Consider the following 23,223-nt stretch of genomic DNA (forward strand, 5'->3'; position numbering starts at 1 on the left):
TTTTATAGCGACTTTTTGACTGAAATACCTAAGCGTTTAGCCAAGCGAACTAAGTTTGCACGGTCTACTTTTAAGGTGCGTGCTGCACTTGCCCAGTTATAATTATGTTGCTCAAGCTGCTGACTAATTAAATGATGGGTAAAGGTATCGGTTGCTTGCTTAAGTGATAAATTTTGCTCTGCTATGTTAGTGCTACTGCCAGTGGTGGTGTTTGTGGTACTAGCAGGTAATGATAACTGTGTTGTATTACTCGCACTAAGGTTTAGCTCACAGTGCTCGGGCTTTATGGTAATAATGGCTTGTTGCCATTGGCTTTGTTTGGCCTTTAGTGCTGCGCGGCTAATTACATGTTCTAGCTCCCGTACGTTACCCGGCCACTGATATTGGGTTAACAATAATTGTGCATCGACACTTAACTTAAGTTGTTTTATTGCTAATTTTCGTGCGGTTTGCTCAACAAAAAAGCCAGCTAATAAAACCACATCGTTTTCACGCTGGCGTAACGGCGCTACCGTTAGCGGGTAGACACTTAATCTATGGTATAAATCGGCTCTAAAGCGTCCTTCGGCTACTTCTTTTTTTAAATTACGATTAGTAGCAGCAATAACCCGCACATCAACATATTTCACTTCGTCTTCGCCTACTGTTTGTATTTCGCCACTTTGTAATACCCGTAGCAATTTACTTTGTAGTACCAGTGGTAGCTCGCCTATTTCGTCTAAAAATAAAGTACCACCGTGCGCTAGCTGAAACTTACCTTGGCGCGCATGATCCGCCCCAGTAAAAGCGCCTTTAGCATGGCCAAAAAACTCACTTTCGGCGAGATTTTCAGCAAGCGAAGCACAGTTTAAATGAATAAGTGGCTGCTCACTGCGTTTCGAGTGTAAATGAATATTACGTGCAACCAGCTCTTTGCCTACGCCGGTTTCGCCTAAAATTAACACACTAAAATTAGAGGCGGCGACAAGTTTTATATCATTTTTAAGTGCTTGTATTGCTGAGCTTTGACCAATAATTTCGCCGCCATCACGGGTGAGTGCTTCGCGGTTAAGCTCTTGCACTAAGGCGCTAGAATGCTGTGCATGTAATTTGTAATGAGCCAGCTGTAATGCCGTTTTAAAATGTGCGCTGCATAGCGTTTGTAAGGTGCTAAGCGTTTGCGCACTAATAGCGTTAAAGGCATTGGCATTTAGGCTGTCAAACGTAATCACACCTAATAACTGTTGTTGATAAAATAAGGGTAAACCTAAGCAAGCATGTACCGGAATGTCGCCAGTTTTTGCTAGTAGTAAGCCGTCGTACGGATCGGGCAATGGACAGTCATGGGCAAATTGCAGTGGTTGCTGAGTATTACAAATAGCTTCTAAGCGCGGATGCTCACTAAGCTTAAAACGCCGCCCTAGGCTATCTGGCATTAAGCCTTTAATTGCAAGTGGCTTGAGCTGCTCACCTTGTAGCTCAAGCAGTGCGCTGGCATCACTGGCAATCACTGTTTCAAGGACAGTAAGTAATTGCTCAAAACAGTTTTTATCTAATGTGCTTTGAGCCAGCTTTACCGCTACGGCAGTGAAGTTAACTGCGCTGTTCATGTCAAAATGACTCTTATATGTTTTTTTGGTTTGATTTATGGTAGGTCATAAAGACATAAAAAGCAAAGGTGGATAAGTTAGTTCATTGAAATATATATGTTTATTTTATTGGCACGATAAGTGTAATAGGTAGTTAAGTGCATTAGTTGTTGAGGCCGTTATGAACACCTTGGTTATACATAATCCAAGCTACAAAATTGAGACAGCTTGTTTACTGAAAAAACTACTGCTAGTGGCAAACTCATTATTAGCAGCTAGTTGTGCATTACTAATAACCAGTATTTTAATTAGCTACCCTTTTGCCGATTACTTTTCTATACCGGTGCAAATTTCGGCACATATTAGCACTATTGTTATTGCTGCTATTTTAAAAATTAGCTATGTGCTGCGTTGTATCGCACTGCATGGCATGGGGAAGGAAGTTCGTTAATGCGACCTATTAATTTATCTCAGCCGGTACCGGCTAATATTCGCTTTTACCAAATAACGCAGTGGCCAGTATGGATGCTGCCATTTAGACCCTATTTTTTAGCCGCAGGCTTGTTGGCTTTTAGTTCAATAGGCTACTGGTTATTAATTTTAACGGGTAGTGCAACTTGGCAGTTAACAATCCCCGCTACATTATGGCATGCCCATGAAATGTTATTTGGTTTTGCAGGTGTTGTTGCAGTGGGTTTTTTACTTACCGCCGCGCAAACTTGGACTGGAGTACCTAGCATTAGTGGCAAAAAGTTAATGCTATTAACGCTGTTATGGCTTGGGGCGCGAGGCGCATTTTTTGTGTCTTTGCCTGCTTTTGCACAATTTAATTTATATGCGGTGTTAGTGTTACAGCTCGCATGGTGGCTAGGTGTTATTGCAGCATTAGCTAATATGTTATTAACCGCTAAAAGCAAAAATAACTATCAATTTTTAGTGTTATTAGCGGCGCTGTGTACGTTAAATATTGTTTACTTGGCCCTGCTGATTGAACAAAACATGCAGTTTGCGCTCGCCATTGTTGATACAGCAGTATTACTGATGACCTTATTAATTGGCATAGTAGCAGGGCGTGTATTGCCATTTTTTACCAGTAAAGGCCTTGGTTTAACAGCGCAGGTACGTACAGCTAACGTTGACTCAGTATTACTGTATATGAGCGTTTTTAGTATTGCGGTGTTTTTTCTTAGTCAGTTATTTTTTAATCAGCTAAACCCAGGCTGGGCACTTGCTGTTGTTGCTGTGCTGCATTTAATTCGTAGTTTTTATTGGTGGGATAAAAACGTACTTAAAGTTCCTTTGTTATGGTCTTTGCATTTTTCGTACTTGGCACTAGGTGTAGGTTTAATGCTGGTAGCCGTGAGTTTTTACAGCAGTGTTATTTTATTTAAAGATGCATTACACCTCATTACCATAAGTACCATAGGGATGATGATTTTAGCCATGATGACACGCGTATCTCATGGGCATACCGGGCGCTCTTTGACTATTCCACATTATATGGCGGTTGCTTTTGCTTTAGTGTTAGTGGCTGGGATTACTCGTTCTTTACTGCCTTTTGTTATTGGGCCACACCTAGCTTGGCAGCTAAGTGCTGGGCTGTGGCTAATTGCCTTTTTATTATTTTTAATTCACTGCACACCTATTTTAACACAGCGTCGTGTTGATGGGCGTCGTGGTTAACCTATACCTATTTTATTAATTGGGTATTATTCACACGTAGGAAAACCTAGATGTTATCTGATAAAACTATTGAAATTGTTAAAAGTACTGTTCCTTTATTAGCAGAGGCAGGTACGGTTGTTACTGATCATTTTTACAAGCGTTTATTTAGTCATAATCCTGAGCTTAAAAATATTTTTAATATGAGCAACCAAGATACCGGCCGTCAACAATTTGCATTATTTAACGCATTGGCTGCTTATGCACAAAACATTGATAATTTAGAGGTGTTAAAAGCGGCACTTGGACGTATTAACCATAAACATACTAGTTTAAATATTTTGCCGGAGCACTACCCAATTGTTGGTGCACATTTAATTGGCACGCTGAAAGAGCTTATTCCTGAGCAGTTCACGCCAGATGTTGAATATGCTTGGCGTGAAGCGTATGGCGTACTTGCTGATATTTGTATAACTGAGGAAGCTGCTTTATACGAGCACAGCAAAAATAACTTAGGCGGTTGGGCAGGCACACGTCAGTTTGCAATAACTAATAAGCAGGCAGAGTCAGAGCTGGTAACTAGCTTTACGCTTACGCCAGTTGATGGCGATGCAGTAATTGCCCATAAACCGGGTCAATATTTAGGTATTAAAGTTAAGCCAGAGGCTAGTGAATATGAAGAGATCCGCCAGTATTCTATTTCGCAAAAAAGTAATGGTAAAAACTACCGTATTAGCGTTAAAAAAGAGTTATTACCAAACCCTGGCATGGTGTCTAACCATTTACACTCACTAGAGCAAGGCGCAATAGTAGAGCTATATCCGCCTGCAGGGGATTTCTTTTTACGAAATAACACCAGCCCTGCTGTGCTTATTTCAGCGGGTGTTGGGCAAACGCCAATGGTAGCAATGTTAGAGACGCTATTAAGCGATACTTCTAATCAAAATATTATGTATTTGCATGCTTGCGAAAATACTCAGCAGCACTCATTTGCTAATTATTTAAATGAACTAAGCACTGTTTACCCGCGCTTACAAACCATGACTTGGTTTAATCAAGGCGATGCAGGAGCTGATTTTACCGGTTTTATGGATTTACACGCAGTACAAGCGCAATTGCCACTGAGCAACGGCGACTTTTACTTGTGTGGACCCGCTAATTTTATGGCCTTTGTGAAAAAACAACTGTTAGAATTAGGCGTTAATAACGGACACATTCATTACGAAATTTTTGGTCCGCATCAAGACCTGTAATGCTTATAAAATAAAACTAAATTAAAAAAGCGCGCTATTGGAAATTACTTCAACCAATAGCGCGCTTTTTTGTGCAGTTAAATATTAAACTGGCTCCTAATACCTTTAAATTAAAGCTTTTTGGTATTGGTTTGCGCGGCATACGCTTGTTGTTGCCAAGCATTAAATAACTGCTGTTGTTTATTTGATATTTTTAAGCCGTAAGTTTTTTGCATATAGGCATAGGCGTCGGCTATTTGTTTACGGGCATAAAAAGGAGGCTCTATTACTCGTTGTTTAAAGTTAACTTTAACTTCACAGCGACCGTATTGGGTGGCGCTTTCACTAAGCATTCCAAATCGATAATTAGAACGATCTGCGTTAATTTCACCAATAGCAGGAGCTAAGTTGTTTATATCGGCTTCCATCTTTCTAAACTTAGCACTTACTTTACGGCAGTTTTTACGCCCGCCATCTTGCCAGCATTGTAATTGGTGGCCAAACTCCCAGGCAGGCACAATATGCTCCCATTCTATGCGTAAAGCGCGTGCATTTACGTTACCTGAGCGGGTATGTGTATTGCGTGGCACATAGCCACAGTTAGTGGGGTCGGGAACTAGTTTTTTACCCTGTTTTTTTATATCGCAGCCACAGTAAATACTTTTAGCATTACTAGGGAGGGTTTTAATTAGGTGTCTTTTAGCGGTTGAAAACCGAGTGAATTCTTCAGCCGATAGCGAAAAGCATACAAAAAAAGCCAACAAGGCTAAAATAAATCGAGTCATATCCATCACATACGTGAACTACAGGAGCGGCTAGTTTAATGACTTGAAGCTAAAAGATAAAGTTTACTTAAAGCCATATTTACCGTTCTTTAGTATTTAACCTTAGCTCTGGTTAAGAGATTTACTAACGTATTGAATCATAGTTATATTTAGTTTTATTATCCGGAGCTCAGGTTATCTACTTTAAATTGTTGTTTAAATAAACAAAAGTTGTTACTTAAAGAGTATGATGAAAGCTCATAAGTTTGTGATTTGGATTGCGAATGAAATTTGTAGATTATTATGCCGTGCTTGGAGTATCGCCCGATGCAGACGATAAAGCGGTTAAGGTAGCTTATAAAAAGCTAGCTAGAAAATATCATCCAGATGTAAGTAAAGAACCTCAAGCCGAGGAAAAGTTTAAAGAGATAGGTGAAGCTTACGAAGTTATTCACAACAAAGAAGAGCGCGCTAAATACGATGTGTTACGTCGTAATCAACAAAACCGTGCTCAGCAGCAAGCAAATTATGGCGGTAGCTATGGCTCGTCACAAAACCACTATCAGCAAGGTGATCCCCAAGCCGAACAGGAGTTTTCTGATTTTGTAAATTCAATGTTTGGCGGCGCAGGTGGGTTTAACCATGGCGGGCAGGGCAGAACTGGTGGCGCTCGTGCGCAAAAAGGACAAGATGTGGAAATTGAATTCCCGGTATTTCTTGAAGAAACGTTAGTCGATACCGTTAAACCAATTGAGTTTATGCTGCCGCAGCGAGACAGTAGTGGCCGTGTATCTGAAGTTAAAAAATCGCTTAAAGTTAAAATTCCTGCAGGCTCGGTTAATGGTGAACGCATTCGCTTAAAAGGCCAAGGTGGATTAGGTTCGGCAAATGGCCCTAATGGCGATTTGTATTTGCAAATTCGCTTAGTGCCTCATCCATTATTTGACGTTGAGGGGCATAACCTAAACATAGTGGTACCTCTTGCACCATGGGAAGCTGCTTTGGGCACTAAAATAAATTTACCTACATTAGCCGGAAAAATCCAACTAACTATTCCAGCTAATAGTCAATCGGGTCAACGTTTACGCATTAAAGGTAAAGGGTTAATTAGTAAAAAAGCCAAAGGTGACTTATTTGCTGTGATTAAAATTGTTAATCCAGCATTGAGTGATGATGTTAGCAAAAAGCTTTGGCAAGAGCTGGCCGAAAAAGCCCATTTTGACCCCCGTAGCAATTGGAGCAAGTCATAATGAAAATTATCGAGGCACCACAAGGCAATTTACTCACTAGCCAAGAATTGTGTGTGAGTAGTGATATTAGCGAAGCCATATTATATGAATTGGTTGAGCACAGCATTGCTATTCCTATTGAGGGCGAGCGCGTTACAGAATGGCAATTTACGATATCAACAGTGATCTTAGTTAAAAAGGCTGCGCGTATTCAGCATGACTTATCGTTAGATTGGTCTGCTATTGCTTTGGTTTTACAATTATTGGATGAACGGGATGAGTTGATTGCTGAAAACCAAATGTTAAAGCAGCACTTAAGTCGATTTAAACATTTAGAATAAAAAATAGTGGTTAAATTTTAAATGCGAGTAGCTAGCTATTTTTATTGATCTAGCTCAGCACTTTTATAATAGTGAGCTTTTGGTGCTTAAATATTTTTTATTCGTGAAATAAGAGTAAGTAAAGCGTCAATAAATGCGTAAAAATAGCCGACTATTCAGATAAAAAAGGTGAATATTGCAGAGTTGATTTGGTATAAGCGTAAAACTGCGTTAAAGTTTACAGCGAACTAATTAGAGGATAAACAGTAGACAATGTCGGAAATTCAATTTTTAAATGTAGACCTAGAGCTTGAGTCAAAGCAAGATATTAGCGTGCTTGTAGCTGACCTAAAAAAAATCGCCACTATTTTACATTATGATAAAGACGAATACCGTCAGTTAGCGCGTATAGAAGTAACAGGCGAAATATCTTCACCGGATAAAGCAATTAACCACTTATGTGAGTTAGTAGAGTCATGCTCGCGGGCTGCACTTAAGCAATGGTTGAGTTGTTCGCGCCGTACCTTTGATATTGGTTTTGAATCGGGCACTTCGCCAAAGTGTTTTAACCAAGCGCTGCACGCCGATACATTATTACGTATATCGGCAATTGGTGCAGGCATGGAAATTACTATTTACCCGCTAGAAAAATAGCCTTAGCCTTTGCGCTCTACAACAGCTGCGGTCATTTTTGATACGCAGCAAAGCTCGCCGCGACTATTCGTTATTTTTATTTCCCATACTGAGCTACGCTTGCCAATATGAAACGCTTTTGCGGTGGCGGTTAAGGTGCCATTACGCGAGGCTTTTAAATGGCTGGCACTGATCTCTTGCCCTACACAATAAAATTTAGTGAAGTCGACCACAAAATTAGCCGCGTAGCTGGCAACACTTTCGGCTAAAACCACGTTTGCTCCGCCATGCACCATGCCTATAGGGTTATGGTGCGCAGGAATTGCTGGCATAGTGGCAACTAAGTAATCATCACCAATTTCAGTTATTTCAATCCCCATGGTTTTCATCAGTGTACCTTGGCCATTTATGCCTTGGTCTAACTGCTTACAAAACGCTAAAGTAATAGGTTGATGCCAAATACTCATTGTTACTCCTTTAAAGGTTGAAAACGATAACCGATAATACGATTTTTCATGGCGATATGATAGCCAAATTAGTGCAGCTACTGCATGGTAATACAGTGCTACTTTTTGCTTTCTACATAGTGCTTAATTTCATCGAGGTCTTTTTTTAGCATTTTACGCATCGAACTTTTAAGAAAAAACCCTATCACTGCAGAGAGCATTTTTACCCAAATAGACTCAGAGCTATCAGAAAAAGTCATGGTTAAACAGGTGCTAGGTTCGGCGGCGGTAAGTGACAGCATATTGGCACTGTTTTCGATGTCAGTTATTGCCGCCCATACTTTACGTTTAGGACCGTTAATTATTACCGCTACAGTGATATTCATAACACTCTCCGTTAATTCACATTGATGAAGTTAAGGCCCATTACAAAAACGATAGCTAACTAATTTTTAATAACAGCAACAACTTAGTAGTTATGTAATTAATGTAACGTAAAACTAACACTATCGTGATCTGCGTAATTTTATCTGTAATTTACTTGGTAATTTTAAGCTTAGACCAATGCCACCTTTGGCAGCAAAGGCGAGGAGTAATTTAAATTTGCGATTTTCAGATAACTGTATATACTCACAGTTAAATGTACTGTATGGAAAACCAGTTGTATGCGACCATTAACTAACCGCCAAGCGCAAATACTCGAACTTATTAAAGTGTTTATTAAAGACACTGGTATGCCTCCTACACGCGCAGAAATTGCACAAACATTAGGCTTTAAAAGTGCTAATGCAGCAGAAGAGCATTTAAAAGCGCTGGCTAAAAAAGGCGCTATTAAAATGAAACCAGGCGCTAGCCGTGGTATTCAACTTATTGAAGAAGATGAACCAGAACAACTTGGTTTACCGTTAATAGGCCGTGTAGCTGCCGGCGAACCTATTTTGGCGCAACAACATGTTGAGAGCCATTGTAAAATTGACCCGTTAATGTTTAAACCCGCTGCCGATTTTTTATTGCGTGTAAATGGTATGAGTATGCGAGATATTGGTATTATGGATGGTGATTTACTGGCTGTTCATCGCACTCAAGTTGCCGAAAATGGCCAAGTTATTGTTGCCCGCGTTGATGACGATGTAACGGTAAAACGCTTAGAAAAAGCAGGCAAAAAAGTATTATTGCATGCTGAAAATAAAGAATTTTCGTCGATAGAAGTGGATCTTGAAAAGGAATCTTTTAATATTGAAGGCTTAGCTGTTGGGGTTATTCGTAATGCTGACTGGATGTGACAATTAAGCTGTTATAGCTATGTAAAATATCGGCATAATTTAATAGCTCAGATAATTAATGCGCACTTTTTAGTGCGCTTTTTTTTGCTTTTTTTTGTGAAAATTCCGCTGCAATGAAAAAATTATATTAAGTTTATGTTTTTTATCATTTAAGTATTTAATACTCGTTATCGCTGTCTTTTTATTTGTAACCCTTGCTGTTGCTCACTTCCTGCTTAGAACAAAATTAAATAAATCCCATATTTACGCTAATCCCCTAATATTATTTGATTGTTTTTCAAACTAAAACTTGCTAGTTGTTCAATTATTAACTAATTGTTAATAGGCTGGACTAACAATAACTCACAGCTTTAGTTTTGAGAAAATATATTTATATATCCGGCAGCAATACAAAAATAAAAAATAACAAATTGGCATTTAAAGCTTATGTCTTTTTGTTTTGCACTCGCAACAGTATTAAAGGAGCTGTCACATGGGTAAATTGAGCTCTACCTTGTGGCTTATATTGTTTGTTTTTCCGCAGTTAGCATTGGCAAATAGCCAATATAATATGCGCAAAGGCGTAACCGATATAAGTAATAATGTTTATCAACTACACATGACCATATTTTTAATATGCTGTGTAATAGGCGTGATTGTATTTGCCGTTATGTTTTGGGCACTTATTCATCATCGTAAATCTAAAGGAGCAGTTGCTGCTCAATTTCACGAAAGTACCAAAGTAGAAATACTCTGGACAGCAATTCCATTTGTTATTTTAATAGCAATGGCAGTCCCCGCAACTAAAACATTAATAGCGATGGAAGATGCCAGTAAAGCGGATATCACTATTAAAGTAACTGGTTCACAATGGAAATGGCATTACAAATATATGGGGGAAGATGTTGAGTTTTACTCAATACTTGCCACACCGCAAAATGAAATTGCTAACCTAGCCGATAAAAACCCCAACTATTTACTTGAGGTAGATAAGCCTCTGGTATTACCGATCAATAAAAAAGTACGCTTTTTAATGACCTCCGACGATGTTATTCATTCTTGGTGGGTGCCCGATTTTGCTATTAAAAAAGATGCAAACCCGGGGTTTATTAACGAAACGTGGACCAACATAAACGAAGTCGGTATTTATCGCGGTCAGTGTGCTGAGCTATGCGGTAAAGATCATGGCTTTATGCCAGTGGTAGTAGAGGCTAAGTCAGAGGCCGATTTTAAAGTTTGGCTAGCAGATGCTAAACAAGCAAAGCAAAAAGCAGCAGCAGCAGATGCTGCATTACTTGACCAAACACTCCCTAAAGAAGAATTAATGACTTTGGGTGAGCAAGTGTATATGGCCAATTGTGCTGCATGTCATCAGCCCACAGGGTTAGGTTTGCCAGGCGTTTTTCCTGCACTTAAAGGCAGCCCGATAGTGCTTGGCGATATAAAAGACCACATTGATATTGTTATTCACGGAAGCCCCGGCACAGCCATGCAAGCCTTTGCTAAACAGCTCTCTATAAAGCAATTAGCAGCGGTAATTACTTATAAGCGTAATGCATGGGGTAATGATACCGGTGATGTAATTCAACCAAGTGAAATACAGGCAGCACTTGATGCCGATGGGGAGGCGAACTAATGAGTAGCATAGTAGAACAACCTGACATTAATGAAGCTCACCACGCTCATCATCCTGCTAAAGGCTTTAAGCGTTGGTTATATACCACAAATCATAAAGATATAGGTAGCTTGTACTTAATTTTTTCGCTAACTATGTTTTTTATTGGTGGTGCTATGGCTATGGTGATCCGCGCTGAGTTATTTCAGCCAGGATTGCAATTAGTCGATCCTCACTTTTTTAATCAAATGACCACGGTTCATGGGTTGATTATGGTATTTGGTGCCGTTATGCCGGCCTTTACTGGCTTAGCTAACTGGATGGTGCCATTAATGATTGGCGCGCCTGATATGGCCTTACCCCGAATGAATAACTGGAGTTTTTGGATTTTACCATTCGCGTTTTTAATTTTATTATCATCGCTATTAATGCCCGGTGGCGGTCCTGCGTTTGGTTGGACTTTTTATGCGCCGCTGTCCACAACCTACAGTAATGACAATACCGCCATGTTTGTATTTGCTGTGCATATTATGGGTATTAGCTCCATTATGGGGGCAATTAATGTAATTGTAACCATAGTTAACTTGCGTGCCCCAGGCATGACTTGGATGAAGGTCCCTATGTTTGTATGGACTTGGCTGATAACGGCATTTTTATTAATTGCGGTTATGCCGGTACTCGCAGGTGCAGTGACCATGGTGCTCACCGATAAATACTTTGCAACCAGCTTTTTTGATGCAGCTGGTGGCGGTGATCCGGTGATGTTTCAGCACATATTTTGGTTTTTTGGCCACCCCGAAGTATACATAATGATTTTGCCGGCTTTTGGCATTATTTCTACTATAGTTCCTACCTTTTCGCGTAAAAAACTTTTTGGTTATTCCTCCATGGTATATGCCACGGCGTCAATTGCGTTGTTGAGTTTTACAGTGTGGGCGCATCATATGTTTACTACCGGTATGCCGGTGGCTGGCGAGCTATTTTTTATGTACGCGACTATGCTGATATCGGTGCCCACTGGAGTAAAAATATTTAATTGGGTAGCCACTATGTGGCGCGGTTCAATTACGTTTGAAGTCCCCATGCTGTTTAGTATTGCTTTTATTGTGTTGTTTACCTTAGGTGGTTTTTCGGGATTGATGCTGGCCATTACACCGGCTGATTTTCAGTACCATGATACCTACTTTGTAGTGGCACATTTTCATTATGTACTGGTAACGGGAGCGGTGTTTTCTATTATGGCAGGCGCGTATTATTGGCTGCCTAAATGGACTGGCAATATGTATAACATAGCGCTGGCTAAATGGCATTTTTGGTTATCGCTGGTAAGCGTAAATGTATTGTTTTTTCCTATGCACTTTGTAGGGCTTGCAGGCATGCCACGCCGTATACCCGACTATGCGCTACAGTTTGCTGACTTTAACGCCATTATTAGTATTGGCGGCTTTGCCTTTGGATTATCGCAGTTGTTGTTTGTAGCTGTAGTGATTAAATGCGCACGCGGCGGCGACAAGGTTCCTGCAAAAGTGTGGGAAGGCGCAGAAGGACTGGAGTGGGAGGTAGATTCACCTGCTCCGTACCATACATTTTCAACACCACCGGAAATTAAATAATGATACACGCACCGCTACTTAAGCGCTTAGTTGTTATTTGCTTAGCCATGTTCGCATTTGCATTTGCGTTAGTGCCTTTGTATGACGTGTTTTGTGATATTACCGGCATTAACGGTAAGCCATCATTAGAGCAAGCAAAGCAAAGCACGCAAGTAATACAAAATCGCGAAATAAGTGTGAGCTTTACCACGCATGCACAAAGCGGTGCACCCTTTGCTGTGAAGTCTAAAGAGTACAGTGTTGCGGTAAAGCCCGGTGCTATGCGTGAGGTAATGTTTAGCGCCAAAAATAATAGTGACCAAGATAAAGTAATGCAGGCAGTGCCTTCGGTATCACCCGGTAGAGCAGCAAAATACTTACATAAAATAGCGTGTTTTTGTTTTGATCAACAGCCATTAAAAGCAGGTGAAGAACTAGAGTTTACGTTACTTTTTTATGTTGATACCGCACTACCAAGTGACATTGAAGAGTTAACTTTATCTTATACGGTATTTGATATTAGTGAGCGGCTAGCAGCCAATAACAACTAGCCTAACTAGTGACAACCAGGAGCAAATAAAATGAAGCAAGAATATGAGCATTATTATGTACCAGATCAAAGCCCATGGCCGATTGTTGGCGCAGTAGCATTATTTTTTATTGCAGTAGGTGCAGCTCTAACCGTAATGAGTGCCGGTAAAGAAGGTGGCAGTGGCATTTATATTTTGTACGCAGGTATAGCAGTACTGCTGTATATGTTGTTTAGCTGGTTTAAAAACGTGATTGATGAGGCCGGGAAAGGCTTATATTCGGCGCAAATGGATCGCTCTTTTCGACAAGGAATGAGTTGGTTTATTTTTTCTGAAGTAATGTTTTTTATGGCATTTTTTGGCGCACTTTTTTACGCCCGTATGCTTTCTGTGCCTTGGCTTGGTGGTGCCGATAACAATGCCATGACTAACGAAGTGCTTTGGCCTACATTTGAAGCTGTGTGGCCATTAATTACCACGCCAGGGGGCGACACTACCCAAGCTATGGGATGGCAAGGTCTACCGCTGATTAACACCTTAATTTTATTGACCTCATCAGTTACTTTGCATTTTGCCCATGTGGCAATAGAAAGTGATAAACGCGGCCAGTTAAAAGTGTTTTTAGGACTGACTATTTTATTGGGTGCAGTTTTTTTAGGCCTACAAGTAGAAGAATATATTCATGCGTATAACGATTTAAACTTAACATTAGATGCCGGTATTTATGGCAGCACGTTCTTTTTACTTACGGGTTTTCATGGCATGCATGTGACCTTAGGAACTATTATTTTATTGGTAGTATTTTTACGAATTTTAAAAGGACACTTTACTAAAGATAAGCACTTTGCTTTTCAAGCGGCGGCTTGGTACTGGCATTTTGTTGATGTAGTTTGGTTATGCTTATTTATATTTGTGTATGTGCTGTAGTTATTAAAGGGGCGTTATTGCCGCTAATAAAGCCAAGTTTTAGTGCGGCAATAACAACTATTAATACCACCACAGAAAATAATACGCGACGACCTAAAAAGTGAGACATAGGTCGTCCTTGGGTTTTTCCAGAGACCATAATAAATAAAGCGCGAAACAAGTTAAAAAGTATAAATAATAACAACAATACAATAAAAATTTTAATCATCACTAGGTTGACCCTTTATGCAGTTAATTAGATGGCGTGAACAAAAGTTTAGCTCAATAATCACCATTTGTATGGTAGTGATTGTAGTTTTGGTGTGTGTGCGTTTAGGTTTTTGGCAGTTAGAACGTGCGACACACAAACAACAGCAGTTAGCTTCTATTGCAACGCTGCAAACGCACGGTGTAATGAGCTGGCAGCAAATGCTTAAACTACCTAGTAACTGGAATAAAACAGGATTGTTAGTTGAGTTAACAGGGCATTTTATTAACGATGAATATTGGCTTTTAGACAACCAAGTTTATAACGGGCAGGTGGGTTATGACTTACTGGCACTGTTAAAGCCAAATAACGAAACACATGCCATTTTGGTTAATTTAGGCTGGATAAAAGCTCCCCTATCGCGCAATGCATTACCCAAAGTAACCCTACCTAAACACGCTTTTACGCTTACTGCTCAAATAAAAGAAAATAACCTCACTGCTTTTAGCCTCGAGAGTAAAACCAATAACATTGATTTACCAAAGCGAGTGCAAACAATTGAATTAAATAAGTTGAGCGAAGAAAGCCAGCAATTATTAGTTAATTTTATGGCGTATCGCCAAGGTAGCGGCGATGCAATAGGTATACCTCACTATACCGCGGTTGTTATGAGTCCACAAAAACACCACGCTTATGCGGTGCAATGGTTTTTAATTGCTCTGGCGTGCGTTTTAGTGGCTATTTTTGCAAGTAAAAAAAGGACACATAATGAAAAATAACCCCCTTTTACTGTTTGTCATTTGCTGCGCTATTCCGCTAATTTTAGCGTACAGCGCGCTTAAATTAGATTGGTTACCTACCGCCATTACTAACAATGGTGAGTTTTTACAGCAACAGGTTAAATATGAAAATTGGCCGCAAAACAATCATAAGCAATGGACTATTGCCCTAAATTACTCCAATGGATGTACTACGCCTTGTAGTGAGCAATTAGCCGCACTAAATAATTTATACATAGCGCTAGGCAAAAACCAGAATAAAGTAGATGTCGCCGTGATAGGCGAAGTAAAAGCTGCCAACTCCCCGTGGAAAAGTATAGATGCGCAACCAAACTTACAACCGGCTAGTTTGTATTTAATCGACCATATGGGGCTTGTAGTGCTTGAGTATCCATTTAAAACACAGCCACAGGAAAATAGATTAGTACAAAAAGGACTATTAAAAGATCTAAAAAAATTACTGAGTTATTCTCGTTCGAGCTAAGTAGGAAGATGCCATGTATAAAAATTATAAAAACTGGGTATTAATAACGGGCTTATTGGCTTTGATAGTAGTGGCGTTGGGTGCTTATACTCGCTTAAGTGATGCCGGGTTGGGTTGCCCAGATTGGCCAGGATGTTATGGCTTTTTAACTGTACCCAAACATGAAGCCGATATAGCGCAAGCAGCACAAAGTTATCCCGATATGATGTTTGAAACCGCTAAAGCATGGAAAGAAATGATTCATCGCTACTTTGCCGGTACGCTAGGCTTGCTCATATTAGCCTTATTTGTATATGCTTTTTTAAAACGTCAATCGCCAACAACGCCAGTTAAATTACCATTACTACTGTTATTGTTAGTGATATTTCAGGCTGCATTAGGTATGTGGACGGTTACGATGAATTTACAGCCGTTAATAGTGATGGGTCACTTACTTGGTGGCTTTAGTATTTTAGCGCTGCTCACTTTATTATATTTACGATTAAACGCCAAGCCAATAATGGGGGGGGATGCAGGTGCAAGACGCTACTTTGCTTTAAGCCTAGTGGCGCTTAGCGTACTAATTATACAAATAGCGTTAGGAGGTTGGTTGGCTGCAAATTACGCTGCTCCGCATTGTAATGGCTTGCCTTTATGTAGTAATGCCCAGCCATTTTCGCTTAGTAGTGTGTTTCAGCTCCCGCTTGAGCATGGTAACTACGAGTTTGGCGTCCTGTCGCAGCAAGCACGTATGTCGATTCATTTATTACACCGTATTTGGGCATTAATTACTTGCATAGTATTGGCATTAATTATGTGGCGAATATACAGCCGTGCCTACTCGCAAAAAATAAAAAGCTGCGCCGTTAGCGTGTTAGTTGTCTTATTTTGCCAAATTGCTTTAGGCCTCGCAGTGGTGCATTGGCATATTCCGTTAAGTATGGCACTGGCACATAACTTAATGGCTGCCATACTGTTATTAACTTTAATTAGATTATGCTATTACCTCAAAGCACGAACTTAAAAGCACGAACCTAAAATTACAAATAGAAAGGAGCGTTGTTATGGCACTTACAATAGATAAAAAAGCAATACAACCTATAAATACACTACCGCTAATTACACGTAGTTATAATTTACTACAAGATTATTTAGCCATTAGTAAATTTAAAGTAGTCGCTATGTTGGTACTGACCGCGTGGGTTGGTTTGGCGCTAGCACCCGATGTAGGCAGAGGCATGGGTGTACAGTTTATAAGCTTACTTGGCATAGGATTGCTTTCAGCAGCAGCAGCGGTAATTAACCATGTTGTTGATAGCGAAATAGACAGCAAAATGGCGCGTACTCGTCATCGCCCAGTAGCTAAAGGCCGCTTAAGTAAGGCACATGCACTGAGTTTTGCAGCAATAATAGGTGTGGCAGGTTTTATTATGCTAATGCTATGGGCAAATACACTTACCGCCATATTAACCTTATTTGCGCTGGTGGGTTATGCCTTTGTATACACCTCTTTTTTAAAGCGCGCTACACCACAAAATATTGTTATTGGTGGCCTTGCTGGCGCTATGCCACCCTTATTGGGTTGGGTGTCTGAAACAGGGCAAATGGCAGCTGCACCTTGGCTATTAGTAATGATTATTTTTACGTGGACCCCTCCGCACTTTTGGGCCTTAGCTATAGCTCGTAAGAGCGATTACGCACGGGCTAAAATTCCTATGTTACCGGTTACGCATGGTATCGATTTTTCTAAAACCTGTGTGGTTGCTTACTCTGCGTTACTGGCAATTGTGTGTATATTTCCTTATTTGATAGGAATGTCGGGGTTAATTTATTTAATCGGCGCATCTGGATTAAATGCGGTCTTTATTTATAAAGCGATTAAATTAAAACTAGCCGCTAACGACGACACTGCTATGGATTTATTTCGCTTTTCAATTATTCATTTAATGGTACTCTTTATCATATTATTTATAGATAAATGGCTATTATTATGAAGCAATTATGGCTAGGGTTAGCTATTGTTTTAACACTGTTTTTATCGGCGTGCTCAGATGATAATGCACCGCCAGACGTTAATGCTTTAGTGTACGAGAATGCTAAACCTTTAGCCGACTTTAGTTTAGATGATCAACATGGCGAATTGGTTACTAAGCAGCAATTTTTAGGGCAATGGAATTTAGTGTTTTTAGGTTACACCAGCTGCCCCGATATTTGCCCGTTAACACTGGCTAAACTAAATGCGGTGTATAAAAATTTACGTAGTGATTACCCAGTGCAAATTTGGTTTGTATCGGTAGATCCCAAACGAGATACCCCAGCAAAACGCAAAGACTATATTGATTACTTTAATCCCGATTTTTTAGCGGTTTCGGGGGAGCACAAACAGCTTTTTCCTATGGTGAGAGGGTTAGGCTTAATTTACGCTATAAGTGATAGTAGCGAGTCAGAGTATGCAGTTGATCATAGTGCTTCAGTGGCTATGGTCGATGGCAATGGGGCGGTAAGAGCTATATTTAAACCTGAATTTAAACAAGGTAGCGTGCCGTTAATAAATTCCAAAGAGTTAACTCAAGAATTTAAAAAAATAGCTGATTATTATAAAAACTAGTTATTTAAACAGTAAATTAAAAAGGAGCCCTAGGCTCCTTTTTTACTGCTGTAATTAAAACTATTCAATAACCCAAGGCTGCGAAAACCAAAAATAGCTACCAGCATTGTTAATTGCAGGGGCGGTACAATTAAAGCGCGAACGACCTTTATTGAGCGCTTTAGGTGAGGTGACTTCTACTGTGTTTTTATTTATCCAGGTTAAATTAGCCTGGCCAACACTCGATACATAACAAGCAAACTGACTTTTATGAAAATCCCCCATAGTAAACTCAATAGTGAGTTTGGGTGGGTTTTGCGCCGTTACACTGTCTTCATAAGTGAGCGCGGTTATATTAAATGCGCGAGAATTCAATTTAGTGATTAGCGTATCTAATTTACTATAAAAGCCCGAAGCCGGAAAACGCGGTAAGCGACTAAAGTTAGAATCTTTATTTACAGCGCCAGAATGCTGACCTATACCAATAAAACCAAGCTCGGTTACTAGGGCTTGTAACTTATTGTTAAACTCGCCATACGGATAAGCTAAATATTTATAATCATGGCCAATTTCTGTTTTTATACGCTGCTGTGAATGTAGGATGTCTTGTTTAATGCGGGCTTGCCATTGTGCATCGCTTTCGTTTGCAAGCATATGGTGTAAGTAATCGTGTTGGCCACTATGATTGGCAATAAGTGCGCCTTTTTTTGCTAGCTCTTGGAGTTTATCCCAGCCCATTACATAGCCTTTACCTTCGTCTATTAGCTTAGGATTGACAAAAATTGTGTACGGATAGCCAAACTTTTCTAAAATTGGCGCTGCTTGCTCGTAATTATTGTTGTAACCATCATCGAAAGTAATAGCGACGGTTTTATCTGGTAAAGTGTGTTTTTGCTGCAACGCAGTTATCAGCTCATCTAAAGGAATAACATTAAAGTTATGCTCTTTTAAATAACTTAAGTGCTCAGTAAAAGTGCTCGCGCTAACACTGGTTACCGCCGGAAGGGTTTCACTAACGTGATGATACTGTAAAATAACGGCTGCTTGAGCGCGCAGTGAAATACTAATAAGGATAAATAATACTAAATGAAACAATTTCTTATACATAATAAAGCACACCATAAAAGCTTGTTGTTGTTAGCGGGTCCGATGATATTATCAAATATTACCGTCCCACTGTTAGGAATTGTTGATACTGCAGTAATTGGCCACTTAGGGAGCGCTCATTATTTAGCCGGTATTGCGCTGGGATCTGCGGTTATATCAATATTATTTTGGCTCGCAGGCTTTTTAAGAATGAGCACCACAGGGTTAGTGGCACAAGCTTATGGGCAAAACGATTTAACCCAATTGGCGGCGTTATTAAAACGCAGCTTAGTGCTTTCTTGCTTTGTTGCCGTATTGCTTATCGCCTTATCGCCTTTAATAAAACACGCCATTGCATTTTTATCGGCGGCCAATAGCGACGTGCTTACGCAAGCGTATCAGTATTTTAGTATTCGTATTTTTAGTGCGCCTGCGGCCTTATGTAATTTAGTACTATTAGGCTGGATGCTAGGTATGCATTATGGCCGTGGGCCGTTTTATTTATTATTAGTGACTAATATTACCAATATAGTGCTCGATATATATTTTGTTGTATACCTAGATTGGGCGGTAGCAGGCGCTGCATGGGCGTCACTTATTGCCGATTACACCGCGTTAGTTTTTGCCGTGGTGTTAGTTATTAAATTAGCTAAAAAACGCGGCATAAAACTAAGCGTACCAGGTTGGTTTAGCATTACAAAAATGGCAAACCTACTAAGCTTAAACCGTGATATTTTTATTCGCTCATTTATTTTACAGCTCTGCTTTAGCTTTATGACCTTTTACGGCGCACGAATTGGCGAAACCACGCTAGCAGCAAATGCAGTATTACTTAACTTTTTAATGTTGGTAAGCTTTGCACTCGACGGCATTGCTTATGCCAGTGAGGCAAAAGTAGGGCATGCTAAAGGTCAACAAAGTGTAAAAATATTGAGCTTTGGGTAAAAATAAGTGTGTTTTGGGGCGCGCTATTTGCCTTAGCATACAGTTTGTTTTTTGCTATATTTGGCCGCTATATTATTACGCTATTAACTAATGTGCCGGAAGTGATCACCACGGCTACGCTGTACTTGCCTTGGATTATAGCCTTGCCATTATTGGCAATGAGTTGCTTTTTATTTGATGGTGTATTTGTTGGACTTACCCGGGCAAAGGCAATGCGAAATAGTATGTTGCTCTCAGCAAGTGTTGGTTTTTTTGGTGTATTTGCAGTGTTTCATCAGTGGGAGAATAATGCTTTATGGTTAGCAATGAGCTGCTTTATGCTAATGCGAGGAGTAACATTAATAGTGAAATACCAAAAGTTAAAGGCAAATAATCAGCTATTAGATTAAGGTAATTTGGTGGCTTATTTCCATAGGTCGGGGTCGTGGTTTTTAGGCTCAATATTTTTAAGTACTTGTGAAAAGCGATTAGCAAAAATACCGCTGTAGCCCCAAGCAGCAAAAAACAAAGCTGGCACTAAAATAACAACGCCAATAATTTGCAAGCTGTAGTGACTGTAATAGCCTAAAAAAATAAATATCACGGCTAGCACAAACAGTGCTACGCCGCGAAAAAAACGCTTTAAGCTAAGCTTAGGGCTGCTCCCTAAGCTATATATAAGCGACTTTAGCATTAAAAATGCTTATTAATAGTAAGAATGATCGCCCGCTTGGTGCTCAGTAATATCGGCAACACCAGTGATCTCTTCAAACTTTTCGATCATCTCTTTTTCAATGCCTTCTTTTAACGTGACATCGATCATAGAACAACCATTACAACCACCGCCAAACTGTAATACAGCAATACCTGCAGCGGTAATTTCCACTAAGCTTACTTGGCCACCGTGGTTAGCAAGTTGTGGATTTACTTCGGTTTCTAGCATGTGTTGTACGCGTTCGTTTAACGATGCATCACCGCTAATTTTACGCGCTTTAGCATTAGGTGCTTTTAGTGTTAACTGAGTACCCATTTTGTCGGTAACAAAATCAATTTCAGCGTCTTCTAAAAAGGGTGCACTTTCTGCATCTACAACGCCGTCAAAACCATTAAAGTTTAGGCGAATATCGCTGTCTTCTACAGCGTCTTCTGGACAATAAGAAACACCACATTCCGCTTGTGATGTACCAGGGTTTACAACAAAAACACGAATGTTGGTTTGTTGTGCTTGATCTGCTAATAGTTTAGCAAAATGCGCTTGTGCTGTTTCGGAAATTGAAATCATAAGACCGTCTATACTTGACTAAATTACTCGGATACTGCATATCATACCCCGCTCATCGTGTTGCGGCTAGTGTTGAGCGTAAAAAGTTGGCATCTATTTTAAGCAATGCTAGCGTGCGAACAACAAACATTTTATGAGTAAATTATATGCGTATAATAATAAAAATAACATTAATGATAATGGTGGCAATACTGAGTTTTTCAACTCAAGCTAAACCATTGTCTTACTACTTTGCAGAGGATGTTGAGTTTGATCCAAGTATACCCACTCCAGAGCAAGTGCTTGGTTATCAAGTAGGTGAGTGGCATGTAAGGCACGATCAGTTGGTGCGTTATATGGAAATACTAGCACAAAAAAGTGATCGAATTAATTTTGAAGTAATAGGGCGCACGCACGAACAGCGACCATTAGTGATGCTGACTATTACCGCCGCCAATAAATTAAAAAATATAGAGCAAATTCGCCAAGCCCATTTAGCGCGTTTAACGCCTAGCAACACGCAATCATCAGAGCAGCCTGGTGTTGTATGGATGGGTTACAGCGTACATGGTAATGAGTCGTCGGGCAGTAATTCTGCATTGCTGGTGGCGTATTACTTAGCCGCAGCGCAAGGTAATGAAATAAATGAGTTATTAAATAATACCGTTATTTTACTCGACCCTTCACTTAATCCCGATGGTTTAGCTCGTTTTGCTAATTGGGCTAATAGTAATCGTGGTATGAACTTATCGTCAGACCCCGTTACCCGAGAACACGTGGAAAGCTGGCCAAGTAGCCGTACTAATCATTACTGGTTTGACTTAAACCGCGACTGGTTATTACTACAACACCCAGAATCGCGTGCGCGTATTGCAAAGTTTCATCAGTGGAAACCAAATATTTTAACCGACTTTCATGAAATGGGGCCAAACAGCAGTTACTTTTTTCAGCCCGGTATTCCATCGCGCAAACACCCTATTACGCCTGATGAAAATGTCAGCTTAACTAAAGCAATTGCAAATTATCATGCTAAAACATTAGACGAAAATAATGCGCTATACTTCACCGAAGAAAGCTTTGATGACTTTTATTACGGTAAAGGCTCAACTTACCCAGACTCGAATTCAAGTATTAAGTGCAATCATTATGCAGCCACCAGTATTTCTGATTGCCCCGTAAATAATTCATGAGGGGTTTTATACCCTCTTGTTTTTCTTGGCCGATGGTTGAGCTTATCAACTGCCGCCTGTATCTCTGCTTCACTTAGCGCCATAAAGTCAGTTCCCTTGGGGAAGAAGCGTCTAAGTAAGCCGTTGGTATTCTCATTTATGCCCCGCTCCCATGATGAATAGGGATGAGCGAAATACACATCAGCTTCTAATGCTTGTGCAACATGCTCATGGTGAGCAAACTCTTTTCCATTATCTAACGTCACGGTAATAACCCTATCTTTATATGGTGTCATACACTTGATCAGCGCATCGGCTGTTATTTTCGCATGCTTGCTTTCAATTCTGTGAACGACTGTATATAACGTTTTACGTTCAACCATTGTGACAAGCGCATTTTTACGCCCTTTACCTATCACTGTATCGCCCTCCCAATCACCAATCCTAGACTTTGAATCCACAATACTTGGGCGTTCATCAATGCTGACTCGATTAACTATCTGTCCACGTTTATCATAGCTTCCATAGCGTTTTTTATACTTTTTACATGCACGAGTGAGTGTCTTATGTAGCTTGCCACCACGAGCCTTGTCTCTGTAAATATATTGATAAATTGTTTCATGATGTAAAACGACCTGTTTCTCTAAAGCTAAGCGGCCTGCCACTTGCTCAGGGGAAAGTCCGTCATGCAACAATTTATTAATCCAGTGAGTGACGTCCTCTGTTAACTTACTTGCTTTGAAAGATGACTTACGTCTTTGTTCAGCAAAGTTATTGGCTTGGTTAGGCCGATAGCCTTTAAGTCCTTTATTGCGTTTTAGCTCTCTAGAAATAGATGACGGTGAACGAGTTAGTTCTTCAGCTATCTGCTTTTGGTTATTTCCTGCTTTTATTAACGCGTAAATCTGGTATCTTTCTTCTTGTGTCAGCTGTTTATATTTCATTAAAGCAATTTCCTTTGGCGAGAAAATGGCCGAATTATAACAG

At 40.0% G+C, this 23,223-nt stretch carries 25 protein-coding genes and 2 pseudogenes; 18 read left to right on the top strand and 9 right to left on the bottom strand.

Annotation, left to right across the window (positions count from 1 at the left end):
- Positions 1-2 precede the first annotated feature (2 nt).
- Positions 3-1,589: a nitric oxide reductase transcriptional regulator NorR gene (gene norR / locus CIK86_RS14380; protein ID WP_086997152.1), complete on the bottom strand. Its 1,587-nt coding sequence runs from the start codon at positions 1,587-1,589 to the stop codon at positions 3-5.
- 160 nt (positions 1,590-1,749) lie between these two features.
- On the opposite strand from norR, the gene CIK86_RS14385 reads away from it, so the two are divergent.
- From CIK86_RS14385 to hmpA, 3 genes are read left to right on the top strand one after another with little or no spacing between them, the layout of a single operon-like run.
- Positions 1,750-2,019, top strand: a complete 270-nt coding sequence (locus CIK86_RS14385) for a hypothetical protein (protein ID WP_011329510.1) — start codon at positions 1,750-1,752, stop codon at positions 2,017-2,019.
- Entirely contained in the window at positions 2,019-3,251 is a 1,233-nt protein-coding gene (locus CIK86_RS14390; RefSeq protein ID WP_086997149.1) for an NnrS family protein, read from the top strand. Before CIK86_RS14385 ends, CIK86_RS14390 begins: the two co-directional genes overlap by 1 nt.
- Before the next feature lie 50 nt (positions 3,252-3,301).
- Positions 3,302-4,483: an NO-inducible flavohemoprotein gene (gene hmpA, locus CIK86_RS14395; protein ID WP_086997145.1), complete on the top strand. Its 1,182-nt coding sequence runs from the start codon at positions 3,302-3,304 to the stop codon at positions 4,481-4,483.
- Between the two features lie 110 nt (positions 4,484-4,593).
- Here hmpA and CIK86_RS14400 read toward each other — a convergent pair whose 3' ends face one another.
- Positions 4,594-5,253: an endonuclease gene (locus tag CIK86_RS14400; protein ID WP_086997141.1), complete on the bottom strand. Its 660-nt coding sequence runs from the start codon at positions 5,251-5,253 to the stop codon at positions 4,594-4,596.
- 257 nt (positions 5,254-5,510) lie between these two features.
- Here CIK86_RS14400 and CIK86_RS14405 point away from each other — a divergent pair, with 257 nt between their 5' ends.
- From CIK86_RS14405 to CIK86_RS14415, 3 genes are all read left to right on the top strand, one after another.
- Positions 5,511-6,476 (top strand): DnaJ C-terminal domain-containing protein, encoded by a 966-nt coding sequence (locus CIK86_RS14405; RefSeq protein ID WP_086997136.1) that lies wholly within the window; start codon positions 5,511-5,513, stop codon positions 6,474-6,476.
- Positions 6,476-6,796 (top strand): chaperone modulator CbpM, encoded by a 321-nt coding sequence (locus CIK86_RS14410; RefSeq protein ID WP_086997133.1) that lies wholly within the window; start codon positions 6,476-6,478, stop codon positions 6,794-6,796. The genes CIK86_RS14405 and CIK86_RS14410 overlap by 1 nt, the downstream gene beginning before the upstream one ends.
- A 252-nt stretch (positions 6,797-7,048) precedes the next feature.
- On the top strand, positions 7,049-7,429 hold the full coding sequence (locus CIK86_RS14415; RefSeq protein ID WP_011329504.1) for a hypothetical protein: 381 nt from the start codon (positions 7,049-7,051) through the stop codon (positions 7,427-7,429).
- 2 nt (positions 7,430-7,431) lie between these two features.
- Here CIK86_RS14415 and CIK86_RS14420 read toward each other — a convergent pair whose 3' ends face one another.
- Together CIK86_RS14420 and CIK86_RS14425 are read right to left on the bottom strand one after the other, a co-directional pair.
- Positions 7,432-7,875 (bottom strand): hotdog fold thioesterase, encoded by a 444-nt coding sequence (locus CIK86_RS14420; RefSeq protein WP_011329503.1) that lies wholly within the window; start codon positions 7,873-7,875, stop codon positions 7,432-7,434.
- A 98-nt stretch (positions 7,876-7,973) separates the two neighbouring features.
- Entirely contained in the window at positions 7,974-8,240 is a 267-nt protein-coding gene (locus CIK86_RS14425; protein ID WP_086997130.1) for a hypothetical protein, read from the bottom strand.
- A gap of 279 nt (positions 8,241-8,519) precedes the next feature.
- Between CIK86_RS14425 and lexA the strand changes: the two genes are divergently transcribed.
- The 5 genes from lexA (at position 8,520) to CIK86_RS14450 (ending at position 13,780) form a co-directional block, all read left to right on the top strand.
- Positions 8,520-9,137, top strand: a complete 618-nt coding sequence (gene lexA, locus CIK86_RS14430) for a transcriptional repressor LexA (protein ID WP_086997127.1) — start codon at positions 8,520-8,522, stop codon at positions 9,135-9,137.
- Positions 9,138-9,609: 472 nt separating this feature from the next.
- Positions 9,610-10,752: a cytochrome c oxidase subunit II gene (coxB, locus tag CIK86_RS14435; RefSeq protein ID WP_086997123.1), complete on the top strand. Its 1,143-nt coding sequence runs from the start codon at positions 9,610-9,612 to the stop codon at positions 10,750-10,752.
- Positions 10,752-12,344 carry a cytochrome c oxidase subunit I gene (gene ctaD / locus CIK86_RS14440; protein WP_011329499.1) on the top strand — a complete coding sequence of 531 codons (1,593 nt, stop codon included), beginning with the start codon at positions 10,752-10,754 and terminating at the stop codon, positions 12,342-12,344. The genes coxB and ctaD overlap by 1 nt, the downstream gene beginning before the upstream one ends.
- Entirely contained in the window at positions 12,344-12,874 is a 531-nt protein-coding gene (locus CIK86_RS14445) for a cytochrome c oxidase assembly protein (protein ID WP_086997121.1), read from the top strand. Before ctaD ends, CIK86_RS14445 begins: the two co-directional genes overlap by 1 nt.
- Before the next feature lie 30 nt (positions 12,875-12,904).
- Positions 12,905-13,780 (top strand): cytochrome c oxidase subunit 3, encoded by an 876-nt coding sequence (locus tag CIK86_RS14450; protein ID WP_086997118.1) that lies wholly within the window; start codon positions 12,905-12,907, stop codon positions 13,778-13,780.
- Here the strand turns inward: CIK86_RS14450 and CIK86_RS14455 are convergent.
- On the bottom strand, positions 13,758-13,988 hold the full coding sequence (locus CIK86_RS14455) for a DUF2909 family protein (protein ID WP_050754475.1): 231 nt from the start codon (positions 13,986-13,988) through the stop codon (positions 13,758-13,760). The two genes, CIK86_RS14450 and CIK86_RS14455, sit on opposite strands and share 23 nt — an antisense overlap.
- 17 nt (positions 13,989-14,005) lie before the next feature.
- On the opposite strand from CIK86_RS14455, the gene CIK86_RS14460 reads away from it, so the two are divergent.
- Genes CIK86_RS14460 through CIK86_RS14480 form a run of 5 tightly spaced genes read left to right on the top strand, consistent with a single transcriptional unit; the run spans position 14,006 to position 17,817 of the window.
- Complete coding sequence (locus CIK86_RS14460) at positions 14,006-14,746, top strand: SURF1 family protein (protein ID WP_086997115.1); 741 nt, start codon at positions 14,006-14,008, stop codon at positions 14,744-14,746.
- Positions 14,736-15,230 (top strand): transmembrane cytochrome oxidase associated protein, encoded by a 495-nt coding sequence (locus CIK86_RS14465; RefSeq protein ID WP_086997112.1) that lies wholly within the window; start codon positions 14,736-14,738, stop codon positions 15,228-15,230. The genes CIK86_RS14460 and CIK86_RS14465 overlap by 11 nt, the downstream gene beginning before the upstream one ends.
- Before the next feature lie 13 nt (positions 15,231-15,243).
- Positions 15,244-16,233, top strand: a complete 990-nt coding sequence (locus CIK86_RS14470; protein ID WP_086997108.1) for a COX15/CtaA family protein — start codon at positions 15,244-15,246, stop codon at positions 16,231-16,233.
- Between the two features lie 40 nt (positions 16,234-16,273).
- The gene (cyoE, locus tag CIK86_RS14475; RefSeq protein ID WP_086997104.1) at positions 16,274-17,203 is read left to right on the top strand and encodes a heme o synthase; all 930 of its coding nucleotides are present in this window, start codon (positions 16,274-16,276) and stop codon (positions 17,201-17,203) included.
- Positions 17,200-17,817: an SCO family protein gene (locus tag CIK86_RS14480; protein ID WP_086997191.1), complete on the top strand. Its 618-nt coding sequence runs from the start codon at positions 17,200-17,202 to the stop codon at positions 17,815-17,817. Before cyoE ends, CIK86_RS14480 begins: the two co-directional genes overlap by 4 nt.
- Positions 17,818-17,877: 60 nt before the next feature.
- Here CIK86_RS14480 and CIK86_RS14485 read toward each other — a convergent pair whose 3' ends face one another.
- Positions 17,878-18,903 carry a polysaccharide deacetylase family protein gene (locus CIK86_RS14485; protein WP_011329491.1) on the bottom strand — a complete coding sequence of 342 codons (1,026 nt, stop codon included), beginning with the start codon at positions 18,901-18,903 and terminating at the stop codon, positions 17,878-17,880.
- Positions 18,904-18,945: 42 nt separating this feature from the next.
- Between CIK86_RS14485 and CIK86_RS14490 the strand changes: the two are divergent.
- Positions 18,946-20,216, top strand: a pseudogene (locus tag CIK86_RS14490) (MATE family efflux transporter).
- Between the two features lie 14 nt (positions 20,217-20,230).
- Here the strand turns inward: CIK86_RS14490 and CIK86_RS14495 are convergent.
- Together CIK86_RS14495 and nfuA are read right to left on the bottom strand one after the other, a co-directional pair.
- A complete protein-coding gene (locus tag CIK86_RS14495) occupies positions 20,231-20,500 on the bottom strand; it encodes a hypothetical protein (RefSeq protein ID WP_086997101.1) in 270 nt (89 codons plus the stop codon).
- Between the two features lie 12 nt (positions 20,501-20,512).
- The gene (gene nfuA, locus CIK86_RS14500) at positions 20,513-21,088 is read right to left on the bottom strand and encodes a Fe-S biogenesis protein NfuA (protein WP_011329488.1); all 576 of its coding nucleotides are present in this window, start codon (positions 21,086-21,088) and stop codon (positions 20,513-20,515) included.
- 179 nt (positions 21,089-21,267) lie between these two features.
- Here nfuA and CIK86_RS14505 point away from each other — a divergent pair.
- A pseudogene (locus CIK86_RS14505) lies at positions 21,268-22,185 on the top strand (M14 family zinc carboxypeptidase); the annotation flags it as partial.
- Positions 22,186-22,211: 26 nt separating this feature from the next.
- Here CIK86_RS14505 and CIK86_RS14510 read toward each other — a convergent pair.
- On the bottom strand, positions 22,212-23,180 hold the full coding sequence (locus tag CIK86_RS14510) for an IS30 family transposase (RefSeq protein WP_096317079.1): 969 nt from the start codon (positions 23,178-23,180) through the stop codon (positions 22,212-22,214).
- Positions 23,181-23,223 lie beyond the last annotated feature (43 nt).

The sequence above is a fragment of the Pseudoalteromonas sp. JB197 genome, assembly GCF_002332205.1.
Classification (GTDB): Bacteria; Pseudomonadota; Gammaproteobacteria; order Enterobacterales; family Alteromonadaceae; genus Pseudoalteromonas; species Pseudoalteromonas nigrifaciens.